15 protein-coding genes are annotated in these 12,969 nt (G+C 51.3%); 14 read left to right on the top strand and 1 reads right to left on the bottom strand.

The features are described from left to right. Window positions 1–9 precede the first annotated feature (9 nt). Both ACT53C_RS01730 and trmB read left to right on the top strand, forming a co-directional pair. Window positions 10–1,179, top strand: coding sequence for a class I SAM-dependent methyltransferase (locus ACT53C_RS01730; protein ID WP_313985364.1), 1,170 nt, complete (start codon window positions 10–12; stop codon window positions 1,177–1,179). 173 nt (window positions 1,180–1,352) lie between these two features. Further along, window positions 1,353–2,063 carry a tRNA (guanosine(46)-N7)-methyltransferase TrmB gene (gene trmB / locus ACT53C_RS01725; RefSeq protein WP_476144499.1) on the top strand — a complete coding sequence of 237 codons (711 nt, stop codon included), beginning with the start codon at window positions 1,353–1,355 and terminating at the stop codon, window positions 2,061–2,063. A 36-nt stretch (window positions 2,064–2,099) separates the two neighbouring features. On the opposite strand, the gene yihA is transcribed toward trmB, so the two are convergent. Beyond that, window positions 2,100–2,735, bottom strand: coding sequence for a ribosome biogenesis GTP-binding protein YihA/YsxC (yihA, locus tag ACT53C_RS01720; protein WP_313985370.1), 636 nt, complete (start codon window positions 2,733–2,735; stop codon window positions 2,100–2,102). A gap of 110 nt (window positions 2,736–2,845) precedes the next feature. Between yihA and ACT53C_RS01715 the strand changes: the two genes are divergently transcribed. The 12 genes from ACT53C_RS01715 to ACT53C_RS01660 all read left to right on the top strand — a co-directional run bounded on the left by ACT53C_RS01715 (window position 2,846) and on the right by ACT53C_RS01660 (window position 12,960). Beyond that, window positions 2,846–3,475, top strand: a complete 630-nt coding sequence (locus ACT53C_RS01715; RefSeq protein ID WP_379074558.1) for a c-type cytochrome — start codon at window positions 2,846–2,848, stop codon at window positions 3,473–3,475. Between the two features lie 204 nt (window positions 3,476–3,679). Beyond that, on the top strand, window positions 3,680–5,599 hold the full coding sequence (locus ACT53C_RS01710; protein ID WP_476144498.1) for a cytochrome c biogenesis protein ResB: 1,920 nt from the start codon (window positions 3,680–3,682) through the stop codon (window positions 5,597–5,599). A 24-nt stretch (window positions 5,600–5,623) separates the two neighbouring features. Next, window positions 5,624–6,766: a c-type cytochrome biogenesis protein CcsB gene (gene ccsB, locus ACT53C_RS01705; protein WP_194748774.1), complete on the top strand. Its 1,143-nt coding sequence runs from the start codon at window positions 5,624–5,626 to the stop codon at window positions 6,764–6,766. Between the two features lie 204 nt (window positions 6,767–6,970). Further along, window positions 6,971–7,609: a type II secretion system protein gene (locus ACT53C_RS01700; protein ID WP_476144496.1), complete on the top strand. Its 639-nt coding sequence runs from the start codon at window positions 6,971–6,973 to the stop codon at window positions 7,607–7,609. Window positions 7,610–7,738: 129 nt separating this feature from the next. Further along, on the top strand, window positions 7,739–8,542 hold the full coding sequence (locus tag ACT53C_RS01695) for an ABC transporter ATP-binding protein (protein WP_194748772.1): 804 nt from the start codon (window positions 7,739–7,741) through the stop codon (window positions 8,540–8,542). Then, the gene (mlaE, locus tag ACT53C_RS01690) at window positions 8,542–9,336 is read left to right on the top strand and encodes a lipid asymmetry maintenance ABC transporter permease subunit MlaE (RefSeq protein WP_476144495.1); all 795 of its coding nucleotides are present in this window, start codon (window positions 8,542–8,544) and stop codon (window positions 9,334–9,336) included. Before ACT53C_RS01695 ends, mlaE begins: the two co-directional genes overlap by 1 nt. A 34-nt stretch (window positions 9,337–9,370) precedes the next feature. Then, a complete protein-coding gene (gene mlaD / locus ACT53C_RS01685) occupies window positions 9,371–9,916 on the top strand; it encodes an outer membrane lipid asymmetry maintenance protein MlaD (protein ID WP_476144493.1) in 546 nt (181 codons plus the stop codon). Between the two features lie 24 nt (window positions 9,917–9,940). After that, window positions 9,941–10,543, top strand: a complete 603-nt coding sequence (locus tag ACT53C_RS01680; RefSeq protein WP_275357659.1) for an MlaC/ttg2D family ABC transporter substrate-binding protein — start codon at window positions 9,941–9,943, stop codon at window positions 10,541–10,543. Window positions 10,544–10,574: 31 nt separating this feature from the next. Continuing rightward, entirely contained in the window at window positions 10,575–10,868 is a 294-nt protein-coding gene (locus tag ACT53C_RS01675; protein WP_194748768.1) for an STAS domain-containing protein, read from the top strand. Window positions 10,869–10,942: 74 nt separating this feature from the next. Next, window positions 10,943–11,857, top strand: a complete 915-nt coding sequence (locus ACT53C_RS01670; RefSeq protein WP_476144490.1) for an ABC transporter ATP-binding protein — start codon at window positions 10,943–10,945, stop codon at window positions 11,855–11,857. Continuing rightward, a complete protein-coding gene (locus ACT53C_RS01665; RefSeq protein WP_194748767.1) occupies window positions 11,854–12,660 on the top strand; it encodes an ABC transporter permease in 807 nt (268 codons plus the stop codon). Before ACT53C_RS01670 ends, ACT53C_RS01665 begins: the two co-directional genes overlap by 4 nt. Window positions 12,661–12,714: 54 nt before the next feature. Continuing rightward, on the top strand, window positions 12,715–12,960 hold the full coding sequence (locus ACT53C_RS01660) for a BolA family protein (protein ID WP_194748766.1): 246 nt from the start codon (window positions 12,715–12,717) through the stop codon (window positions 12,958–12,960). Window positions 12,961–12,969 lie beyond the last annotated feature (9 nt).

The raw sequence follows: 12,969 nt of genomic DNA, 5'->3' as shown, positions 1-12,969 counted from the left end.
AATGATTGAATGACTGTTCAACCCACTTCTTCCCGCTTGCCTGTGCCGGATGCGCTGATGCAGGCGCACAGCGACGCCCTGCACCAACAGATCAAAGCGCATATTGAGCAACAAGGCGGCTGGATTTCCTTTGCGGATTACATGCAGCAAGCCTTGTATACGCCACACCTCGGATATTACAGCGGCGGCGGCAATAAGTTCGGTATAGGCGGCGATTTTGTGACTGCTCCCCAAATTTCGCCTCTCTTTGCGCAGGCCATCGCCAACCAGCTCGCCCCTGTGCTGTTAGAAACCGGGGGGGCTATTTTGGAGCTAGGCGCAGGCACCGGCAGATTGGCGCAAGGCTTGCTGCAAGCGCTGCATACCCAGCACCAGCTACTCCCACACTACTCTATCCTTGAGGTAAGTGCCAACTTACGGATGCGCCAGCAAGAAAGCTTGCAGGCAGGCTTGCCAGCCGAGCTTTATGCACGGGTGCAATGGCTGGATCGTTTGCCTGAACAATTCACGGGCGTGGTGATTGGCAATGAAGTGCTGGATGCGATCCCGGTACAGCTGGTGGAGTGGCATGGCGGCCGCTGGCTAGAGCGCGGGGTTGGCTATGAACATGGGTTTGTATGGCAAACGCGCCCTTTGCAAAATGAGGCAGGCGTCGCACACATCGACGCCGCTCAGTTGCCAGAAGGATATCTCACCGAAGTTAATCCTGCGGCACAAGGATTGATCGCCAGTCTCGCCGCGATGTTGCAGCAAGGATTGATCTTGCTGCCTGATTACGGCTTCAGTGCCCGCGAGTACTATCACCCGCAGCGCAACCAGGGCACGCTGATGTGTCATTATCAGCACTATGCGCATGATGATCCGTTGCGGTATCCCGGCTTGCAAGACATCACCGCCCACGTCGATTTTACCGCCATGGCCGAAACGGCATTGGCACATGGACTCGATTGCGCGGGATACACCAATCAAGCCCAGTTTTTGATCAATTGCGGCATTCTGCAATTGCTACAGCAGATCAATCCCGAAGACAGTGCCCATTATTTGCCGCAGGTGGCTGCGGTGCAAAAGCTGTTGTCACCGGCGGAGATGGGCGAATTATTCAAGGTATTGGCTTTGAGTAAAGGGATCTCATTGCCATTGCTGGGCTTTTTGCAAGGGGATAAGCGTCATCAGCTTTAAGTTTGGGCTGGTTGATGGCGGCCGTGTATGCTTGAATCAGCCATGTTTGCGCTTGAGTGCACGCAACCTTGATTGACACATTGTTGTACTCGCGACTGGTTGCAATGAAGCTGAAAGCACAGACCGTAAAAATCACAAAATCAAAAGCATGCCTCTCAAGTATAATGCGCCCCATGAGTGAATTAGACCAAACCCTCCCGATTGACGAAGCGCCTTATCAACGCCGTATCCGCAGTTTTGTGCTGCGTCAGGGCCGCTTGACCAAGGGCCAGGAGCGCGCATTACAAACGGCCTGGCCGCAATTCGGGATCGAGTATGCAGCGCAGCCGCTCGATCTGAATCAGGCATTCGTGCGTAGCGAGAGCAAAAAAATCCTTGAGATCGGCTTTGGCATGGGGGATGCGACGGCAAAGATTGCACAAACCTTGCCTGACTATGACTTTCTGGCAGTCGAGGTGCATACCCCAGGCGTGGGGAGTTTGCTCAAGTTGATGCAGGAGGGGGATATCCAGAATATCCGTATTATTCAGCATGATGCGGTTGAGGTGTTACAGCAGATGTTGGCAGACGGTTCGCTGGATGGCGTACACATTTTCTTTCCCGATCCCTGGCACAAAAAACGTCATCGCAAACGTCGATTGATCCAGGCTGAGTTTGTAAAGCTGTTGTGCTCAAAATTGAAAGCGGGCGCTTACATTCATGTGGCGACTGACTGGCAGGAGTATGCCGAGTGGGTACTTGAGGTATTGCGCGCAGAGTCACAGTTGCAGAATACTGCGGCAGATTACGCCGAGAAACCGGCCTACCGTCCGCTCACCAAGTTTGAAAACCGGGGTCTCAAGTTGGGACACGGGGTGTGGGATTTGGTATTCAGGCGCGTTTAAGGCCCACTAAAAAGGCAGACTGTGCGTCTGCCTTTTTTATTCGCTGGCTGGCGCCACCGCTTCCGTTTGGGTGTCGCCGCCAAAAAACCATTCGCCCAGCACTTTTTCTGCTTCATCCACCCCTTGCTTTTTCAGGCTGGAAAAGAGTTGCACGGTGATGGCATTGCCCCAGTTGGCTTGGAGCTCTTTGCGGACTTTACCTAAGGTGATAGTAGATTCGCTGCGCGACAATTTGTCGCTTTTGGTCAGCAGTACGTGCACAGGTTTGCCGCTGGGGCAGAACCAGTCCAGCATTTGCCGGTCTAGTGGTGTGAGTGGGTGACGGCTATCCATGACCAGTACCAGGCCGGCCAGGCTGCTGCGTTCGCTCAGGTAGCGGGACAGCACGTTTTGCCAATGCATGCGCATGGCTTCAGGCACCTTGGCGTAACCGTAGCCAGGCAGGTCAACCAGGTGCTTGTCATCGCCTAGGGTGAAAAAGTTAATCAGCTGTGTGCGGCCTGGTTGCTTGCTCACAAACGCGAGCCGGTTGTGGTTGGCCAAAGTGTTCAGCGCGCTCGATTTTCCGGCGTTAGACCGGCCGGCAAACGCTACTTCAATGCCACTGGCTGGGGGCAAGTCCCGCAGGTGGTGTGCAGAGAGGTGAAAGCTGGCATTTTGGAAAACAGGCATGATGGCGTTGAGCTGACTCAAGATTTGTGGACTATTCAGGCTTGCATGCTATCACGAACAGGCTTTGTTTGATAAAATGCTGCAGAATAAAAACGTTGGGGCATTCAGATATGTTAAAGAGTTTTAAAGCGGGATTGTTTTTATTGCTGGCAACTGGCTTGCAGCCTGTTTTTGCTGAGGAAGCGGCCCCTGCGGCGGCGGCACCAGCGGTCAATGGCCCTGAGAAAATCGTGCAGAACGTCTGTGCGGCTTGTCATGGCGCAGATGGTAACAGTGTGATTACGACCAACCCCAAGTTGGCGGGTCAGCATCCTGAGTACTTGGTCAAGCAGTTGACTAATTTTAAAGAAGGCACGCGTGCCAACGCAGTGATGTCCGGCATGGCCGGTGCCTTAAGCCAGGAAGACATGGAAGGCTTGGCAAAATACTTTTCTTCCCAAAGCATTAAGCTGAACAAGGCGAAAAGTAATGGCAAAGGCTCACTGGGCGAGAAGATCTATCGCGGCGGGATTGCTGCAACGCAAGTGCCTGCCTGTGCAGCTTGTCATGGCGCAACAGGTGCCGGCTTGCCCAAGCAGTTTCCGCGCTTGGCCGGGCAGCATGCAGATTACACCTTGCAGCAACTGCGTACTTTCCGCACGGGTGAGCGCGCCAATGCACCAATGATGATGACCATCGCCGGTAAAATGAGCGATGCCGAGATGCAGGCTGTTGCAGACTATATCCAAGGTTTGCGTTAATTTTTGACTGCTCGAAAAAGGTGGCTTTGGCCACCTTTTTTACTGTAGCCGTATGCAACCTTTGCAGTTTTGTGTCGTCCACAACAGCGGGCCTTGCGTTAAGACCGTGACTGACCAGCAACCAAACTTATCCATCTTTTTGACGAGAACGATTTGAAATCTCCAGCTTCATTTTCCCGGCGTGTTTATGAGTTACTGAGTTCCATGCGTTTTGCCGTGAGCTTGTTAACGCTGTTGGGCGTTGCGTCGATTATTGGTACCGTGCTCAAGCAGAATGAGCCCTATACCAATTACATCGTAAAGTTCGGTCAATTCTGGTTTGAATTGTTCGAATTGCTGGGGTTGCTGGATGTCTATCATGCGGCGTGGTTTTTGGTGATTTTACTGTTTTTGGTGATTTCAACCACCTTGTGCGTGCTGCGGAATACACCGCTCATGCTCAAGGAATGGAAAACCTATAAAGAGCATGCCACTGAAAAATCCTTACGTTTATTTGAGCATCAGGCGAGCCTGACGACGGCTCCGGCAGCAACCGCCTTACAGTCACAGTTGTCCGCCTGGTTGACGGCAGAGCGTTACACCTTCAAGGCCACGCCACAAAGTAATGGCGATGTGCTGATTGCGGCCAAATTGGGGACGCATCAGCGCTTGGGCTATATCTTTACGCATGCCGCGATTGTGGTGATTTGTTTTGGTGGCCTGCTCGATGGCAATTTGCCGTTCAAGATTCAGGAATTGCTGGGTTATAAAAAGGTTGAGACGCGCGATATTCCTTCACGCCAGGTGCCGCCTGAGAGTCGACTGGGGGTGGGCAACCTTTCCTTCCGCGCCAATATGACCTTGCCGGAAGGCGAACGTGACAACGTATCTTTCTTACGGGTGCGTGATGGCTATCTGGTCCAAGAATTACCTTTTACGGTCATGCTCAAGGACTTCCGTATCGAGCATTACCCGACCGGGATGCCGAAATCGTTTGAAAGCGATATCCTCATCACTGATTCAGACCTGAAGCAACCGATTGAGGCGACGGTCAGAGTGAATCATCCTTTTATTTACAAAGGGATTGCGATTTACCAATCTGACTTTCAGGATGGTGGCTCACAGCTCAAATTCAAACTCTGGGATTTGGCCGCTAACCAGCAGGATGGCTTTGATGTGGATGGCATGATCTTGCAAAAAGGCTCGCTCGGTGACGGCGCGCAAAAGCTGACCGTCGAATTCAACGAGTTTCGCCAGTTTAATATCCTGAATCTGTCGGCGGATGGTAAAGGTAAGCCGCACAATGTGGGTCCAAACACCACGTTCAAATTGCGCAATGCCAGTGGCCAGGCACGTGAGTATGTCAATTACATGCAGCCTCTGATGCTGGATGGCCGCGCTTATTTCGTCTCTGGCATGCGTGAGACCGTGCAGGAGGACTTCAAGTACTTGCGCATTCCCGCAGATGACGACATGGAAATCACCGGTTTTATGCGATTGCGCCAAACCTTGCGCGATGACAAGTCGATTCAGGCGATCGCGCAGCAGGTGGCCGCGCAAATGCCAGGTAATAACCCCACATTACGAGCGCAGTTTGAGCAAAGCTTGCAGCAATTGCTAATGACCTTCAAGCGTGGCGGCTACAGTGAGTTGTCGCGCATTATTGAAAGCGCTGTGCCCAAAGACCAGCGCGAGCAAGCGGCACAAACTTATCTCAAATTGTTGAACCGTGCAGCGATGCAGGCATATCAAATGAGCCGTGCACAACGTCACTTGCAGCCTATCGCAGAGGATCAGACCAGCGCCATCTTTATACAGGATAGCCTGAATGCCATGAATGACTTATTCTTTTATGGCACACCGTATTATTTTCAGCTCAAGAATTACACGCTGAAACAAGCCAGTGGTTTCCAACTGACGCGCTCGCCTGGGCAGAATTGGGTATATCTGGGTTCGGTGATGTTGGTACTGGGTATTTTTGCCATGTTCTATATTAAGGAACGTCGCTTGTGGTTATTGATCAAACCTGCACAGCACGAAGTCCTGGTGGCCATGTCGTCTAACCGTAAAAATATGGACTTGGATCAGGATTTTGCGCGTGCGCGCCAGCAACTTTCAACGCTGTTGCAAGCACCTTCAGCATAATGCGTTATTGAATCGGGGAATAAGATGAATACGTCAACGTTATCCAAGCCAGTATCTTTCTGGCAGTCGTTAAGCAAGTTTGATTGGGTCTATGCCATTCTGTTGCTGGCGGGTGCGGTGTTTTCGTATCAGCGCTATGCAGGCTTCATGGATATTTATGAGGTCAGCTTTCTGTTTGGGGCAGTCGCGGTATTTAGTTATTTGGGTTGGCGCTGGTCAGCCATTGCCCGCCTGGTCTTGGGTGTGGCTGTGCTGAGCCTGATTGGCGTCTACGTTTATCAGGGCGACTTGAGTCAGGGTGGTCAACGCTTCTTGCTCAAGTTTCTGTTGGCCAGCCAGTCTGCCATCATGTGGATGAATGTGCTGTTTGTACTGGCCATGCTGACCTATTGGCTGGCCATGTTCCAAAAATCAGAGTTCACCGCCAAAGTGGCCTCGGCACTGACATGGACGGCGACCTTGTTTGGGTTTGTCGGCCTGATGGTGCGCTGGTATGAGTCCTACCTGATTGCACCCGATATCGGCCATATCCCGATCAGCAATTTATACGAAGTGTTTATCCTGTTTTGCCTGATCACCGCTTTGTTGTATTTGCACTATGAGCAATTGTTTAAAACACGCCAATTGGGTGGTTTTGTGCTGGTGGTGATCAATGCCGCGGTGGGCTTTATTCTCTGGTATACCTTCGATCGTCATGCCAACGAGATTCAGCCGTTGGTGCCTGCCTTGCAAAGTTACTGGATGAAAATTCACGTGCCCGCCAATTTTATTGGCTATGGCGCCTTCTCGCTGGCGGCGATGGTTGCCGGGGCTTACCTGCTGGCAAAGCGGGGCATTCTGGCGAGTCGCTTGCCCGCGCCGCATGTGCTGGATGATTTGATGTATAAAGCGATTGCGGTCGGTTTTGCATTTTTCACGATTGCAACGATTTTAGGGGCAATGTGGGCCGCAGAGGCTTGGGGAGGCTACTGGTCATGGGACCCTAAAGAAACCTGGGCACTGATTGTCTGGCTAAACTATGCGGCCTGGCTGCATTTGCGTCTCATGAAAGGCTTGCGCGGCAGCATGTTGGCCTGGTGGGCGCTGGTCGGTTTGCTGGTGACAACGTTTGCATTTTTGGGCGTGAATATGTTTTTAAGCGGGCTGCATTCTTACGGTACGCTTTAATTTTAAGTAGTCATTTCAATGGGCAGATGTGTAAACATCTGCCCGTTTTCTTTGGTCTTTTTGCTAGATTCCTGGTGTTTTATTTGTTAAATATATTTAATTAATGTTAAAGTAATTGCTGTGCCGGGCTATTCATGGCGTCGGTGCAGATGCGTCTTGGGTCATGCTTTTAACAACAGGTTTAAGCTATCAGGAGGATTTAACATGAAAACACAACAAGGATTTACTTTGATTGAATTGGCGATTGTGCTGGTGATCGCCGGGTTGCTATTGGCCGGGGTGATGCGCGGGCAAGAATTGATTGCCAACGCCAAGGTGAAAAGTCTCGCCAGTGACTTTAGAAATATCCCCACATATTTTTATGGCTATCAAGACCGTTTTCGCGTCTTACCCGGGGATGATCATGCGGCAGATATCCATGTCAACGGCACCAATGCGACTACGAACGGGCAAACACAAAATGGCTTGATTCAGGGGGCTTGGAATTCAAACACGGATACGGATGAATCATTTTTAATCTGGCAACACCTGCGATTGGCGGGCTTGGCTACCGGATCAACCGACCCCACCAGCGTGCAGTATGTGCCGCGCAATAGTGAAGGCGGGCAGTTGGGTGTCAGCAACGTGACCGCTTTGACAGCGGTCACCGCAGGCGCGTTTAGCAGTGCGCATGCCATGTGTTCCGATGCAATTTTAGGGCGTTATGCGGCGCAATTGGATACCATGCTGGATGACGGTGTCGGCAATACTGGCGCCATGCGTGTTGTCGTTAATGGCACACCTAGTGCCGGTGTTGCCGCCCCGCTACCCGGCACGGCCTACTTAGTGTGCATGAGTTTTTAGTGTAGAATACAACAGATTGCTGATACAAAAAGCCTGGTTTTTCAGGCTTTTTGTATTATGAGGTTTACATACATCTTTTCAATTTGAATCTGTTTTAGAATAAGAGCCGATTTACAACTCCCACTTCCTATGGCGAACGCAATTGTAGAAATTCAAGACCTGTCTTTCGGCTACAAAGGCCGATTGTTGCATAAAGGCATCAACATGACGTTTCCCAAAGGTAAGGTGGTTGCCATCATGGGCGGCAGTGGAAGCGGTAAAACCACCTTGTTGCGCTTGATCGGTGGGCAGTTAAAGCCGACCAAGGGGCAAGTCAAAGTGGTTGGTGAGGTCGTTCATGAGCAAGATCGTGAAGGCATCTATCGACTGCGCCGGAAAATGGGCATGTTGTTTCAACATGGTGCCTTGTTCACCGATTTATCCGTGTATGAAAATGTTGCGTTTCCGATGCGCGAGCATACCAGCTTGCCCGAAAGCATGATTCGTGACCTGGTGCTGATGAAGTTGAATGCCGTTGGTTTGCGGGGTGCGCATGCCCTGATGCCTACAGAGCTGTCAGGCGGTATGGCCAGACGTGTTGCACTGGCGCGCGCAATTGCCCTGGATCCCAGCATTATCATGTATGACGAGCCATTTGCCGGACTGGATCCGATTTCCATGGCCGTTATTTGCGACCTCATTCGCAGCCTGAATGACGTGCTGGGGGCAACTTCTATCATCGTCACGCATGATGTTGAAGAGACTTTCCAGTTTGCGGACTACGTCTATTTCGTCGCCGACGGCATTGTCGCTGCCGAGGGCACGCCCGATGAGCTACGCCAGTCCGAGTTGCCGTTTATCCATCAATTTGTGCATGGTGAAAAAGACGGTCCAGTTCCTTTCCATTATGCGGCGCCTGAATATCATGCCAGTTTGTTAAGAGGGGCGCGTTAATGATTCTGCATAAAATCAAGCGGCTGCTGACCAAGCTGGGGGCGGGCTTTATCAATAAAATCTGGCGCCTGGGGGCGGGTGGTCGCCTGTTGTGGTTAACGCTGATTTCCTCCGGCGAGAGTTTTCGCCGCTTTCGGCTCACGATCCGCGAAGTTTATTTTACTGGCGTACTCTCGCTGATCATTATTCTGGTCTCCGCGTTTTTCGTCGGGATGGTGCTGGCGTTACAGGGGTATAACACATTGCAAAAATACGGCTCGTCGGAAGCGATTGGCGTATTGGTTTCGTTGGCCCTGGTGCGCGAGTTGGGGCCGGTAGTTACCGCCTTGTTATTTGCCGGACGTGCCGGTACCGCCATTACTGCTGAAATCGGGTTGATGAAGGCAACAGAACAGCTTTCTGCCATGGAAATGATGGCGGTCAGTCCCATCGCACGCGTCATTGCCCCGCGTTTCTGGGCGGGGGTGATTGCCATGCCGATATTGGCGGCCTTGTTCTCGATGGTGGGTATTTTGGGCGGCTATTTGGTGGCAGTGCCTTTGATTGGCGTTGACGCTGGCGCATTCTGGTCACAGATGCAAGCCAATGTGGACTGGCAGTATGACATCCTGAATGGCGTGTTGAAGAGCCTGGTGTTTGGCGTGGCTTGTACCATGATTGCCTTGTTTGAGGGCTATGATGCACCGCCGACCGCTGAGGGGGTCAGCCGGGCCACAACACGCACAGTGGTGAGTTCGTCACTGGCGGTATTGGGGCTGGATTTTATATTAACCTCGTTCATGATCGCGGTTTAGCAGGACAACGTACGAGATATTTGCGGGAGCAGCAATGGAAAGAACAACAATTGATTTATGGGTCGGGATCTTTGTGGCATTAGGCTTGGCCGCCTTATTGGGCTTGGCCATGAAAGTGGGCAATCTCACCACCAGTAATATCGGCCAGACCTATACCGTGACGGCGAATTTTGAAAATATCGGCGGCCTCAAACCTCGCGCCCCTGTGAAAAGCGCAGGGGTGGTGGTCGGTCGCGTCAACGATATTGTGTTTGATCCTAAAACTTATGAGGCCGTCGTGAGTCTCAACATTGATGCCCGCTATGCATTCCCCAAAGATACGTTCGCCAACATTTACACTGCAGGCTTGCTGGGTGAGCAATACGTTGGGCTCGAAGCCGGTGGTGACGAGATCAACCTCAAAAATGGGGACAAGATCACACAGACCCAGGATGCGGTTGTGCTGGAAAAACTGATTAGTCAGTTTTTGTATAGCAAGGCGACAGAAAGTAACGACAATGGAAATAAAACGGCAGCTGCATCAACCGAAAGTACAGTTGATGCGTTAGATGCCAGCCCGCTTGATAAAGTGGGCAAATAACTCAAACGATATAAAGGGATAGCGATGAAAAAGTGGTGGATGGCAGCAGCCATATGGCTGGTCAGTGGTGTAGCAATGGCAGCAATGGCGCCCGATCAACTGGTGAAAAAGACCGCCGACGATGTGATTGAAGTCATCAAAAGCGATAAGGATATTCAAGCGGGCAACCAGCAAAAGATTTTCAGTCTGGCAGAAGAAAAGATACTGCCAAACTTTGATTTTGAGAAAGTGTCACGTCTGGTGTTAGGTAAAAACTGGACCAATGCGAGCCCAGATCAGAAAACCGCTTTCCAGGCTGAGTTCAAGACGCTGCTGTTACGCACTTATGCTACTGCATTGTCTAAATACAAAAATCAGGTAATTGAATACAAGCCTTTCCGCATGGAGTCCGGGGCGGATACAGCAACCGTCAAAACGGCGATACAGCAGCCTGGTGGCGATCCGATTGCCGTTGATTACACGTTGGGTAAAAAAGGCGACGACTGGAAAGTGTTTGATATCGTCATTGAAGGCGTGAGTCTGGTCACTAACTACCGTAGCCAGTTTGCACAAGAAATTCGCCAAAATGGTCTGGATAGCCTGACGAAAAAACTGGCGGACAAGAACAAGGCAGCCACAGGTAAATAACTGCGTGGTCTGAAAAAATCGGGAGAAACGGGTGGCTCAACTGACGCAACAACAAAATAGTTTGCACTTTAAAGGTGATTTGCTGATTGCCAATATCAGCGAAACTTTAGCTGACTTGCAAAAATTGCAGCTGGCCTCGCCACTGACCCTAGACTTTTCAGGGGTGAAAGAGGTGGATACGGTGGCGATCAGTATGATTCTTGAGATACAGCGCAGACTTAATCATGACTATACGCACCCGGGTAACATGTCAGTCGTCGGGGTGCCAGACAATCTGCGAAGTTTAATGCAGCTATACGGTGTCGATGGATTCTTGTTGAATTAACCACTCACAAAATCGAACAGCCCCAGCTCAGACGAGGTGGGGTTTCGTTTTTTTGGGATAGCGAAAGGATAGACGTGGCCGCTGCCATAGAAATCACAGGAATTACCAAACGGTTTGGTCAGTTTGAAGCCCTGAGGGGCGTGGATTTGCAGATTGAGCAAGGCGAGTTTTTTGCTTTACTTGGCCCTAACGGGGCAGGTAAGTCCACGCTGATCAATTTGATGGCGGGGTTGTTGCAACCCACGAGCGGCAGCATCCGCATCATGGGGCACGATGTGCAGTCTGATTATCAGCGTGCGCGTCAGGCATTGGGCGTGGTGCCGCAAGAGCTGGTATTTGATCCGTTTTTCAATGTGCGTGAAATGCTGCGTTTCCAGGCTGGTTATTTCGGGCATGGCCCTGAGAATGATGTCTGGGTCGATGAGATTATCGAAGGGCTGGGGCTCACTGACAAAGCCTATACCAATATGCGAAAACTGTCGGGCGGTATGAAGCGTCGGGCCCTGATTGCGCAGGCGCTGGCGCACAAGCCCCCCGTCATCGTGCTCGATGAGCCGACCGCAGGGGTGGATGTCGAATTGCGGCAAATGCTGTGGGCGTTTATTCAAACACTGAATCAGCAAGGACATACGATTATTTTGACCACGCATTATCTCGAAGAGGCTGAGGCTTTGTGTCAGCGCGTGGCAATGATGAAGCAAGGCCGCGTTGTGGCGCTAGACAGTACGCGCGCTTTGCTCAAGAGCCATGCCGCAAAGCAGTTGTCGTTACGCTTGTCGGCGGCCTTGCCTGCTGTGTTACAGCCGCTACTCAAGCAGCAAAACGGGGAAGAGGTCGTCCTGGCGATCACGGAGTTAACGCAGGTGGAAACGGTGCTGACTGCGTTGCGTCAGGCGGGCGTGCAGGTGCTGGACATGCAACTGCAGGAGGCGGATCTGGAAGATGTCTTTCTTAACCTGGTGGGGAATCAGCAAGGGGTGCTGGCATGAAGTGGCTGAATCCATTTTTTTGGCTGGATGACAAAATCAGCCCGCAGCGTCGCGGCGTTTATACGCTGTTTAAAAAAGAGCTGTTGCGTTTTTGGCGCGTGGCATTTCAAACCATTGCTTCGCCCATTCTGACAGCATTGTTATACCTGCTGATTTTTTCGCATGTGCTGGAGTCCCACGTCAAAGTCTACGATCAGGTCAGTTATACCGCGTTTCTGGTGCCTGGCCTGATGATGATGTCCTTGTTGCAGAATGCCTTTGCCAATAGCTCATCGAGCCTGATCCAGTCTAAAGTGATGGGCAACATTGTCTTCCTGCTACTCACGCCGCTGACGACCATGGAGTTTTTTATCGCTTTTCTGGCGGCATCCATGATCCGTGGTTTAGTGGTTGGGTTGAGTATTTATCTGGTTGCGTTGTGTTTTGTGTCGGTACCAACGGTGCATCCCGGGTGGATTATCACGTTTGCACTTTGTGGTAGCGCATTGCTGGGCACGTTTGGTGTGATTGCCGGTATCTGGGCGGACAAGTTCGACCAGATGGCCGCTTTTCAAAACTTTGTCATCATGCCGCTGACGTTTTTATCCGGTGTTTTCTATTCGATTCACTCGCTCCCCCCTTTCTGGCAGGCGGTCTCGCAATTGAATCCATTTTTTTACATGATAGACGGTTTTCGTTATGGCTTCTTCGGGCAGGGGGACGTGTCGCCATGGCTGAGTTTGGCAGTGGTGGCTAGCTTCTTGCTCGGATTGGCGTGGCTATGCCTAAAGATGTTAAAATCCGGTTATAAATTACGCAGTTAGCTGGTCAGACCCCTGGCTAGATTCAACTGTATTTTGTAGAACAAGAGAGGTTTTGTGTTAACAGCAGCGCAATTAGAGGCTTATATCCGCAACGGGTTGGAGTGCGATTACCTGAAAGTCAATGGCGATGACGGCACGCATTTTGATGCGGTGATAGTCAGTCCGGCATTTGAAGGTAAACGCATGGTGCAGCAGCACCAGCTTGTCTATGCCGCACTGGGAGACCGGATGCGTGCGGAAATTCATGCGTTGTCTATGCAAACCTATACCCCGACGCAATGGCAGCAACTACAGGCCTGAAGCGTTCTT

The organism is Methylophilus sp. DMC14 (genome assembly GCF_056314085.1).
This window is presented reverse-complemented; position numbering and strand designations above follow the sequence as displayed.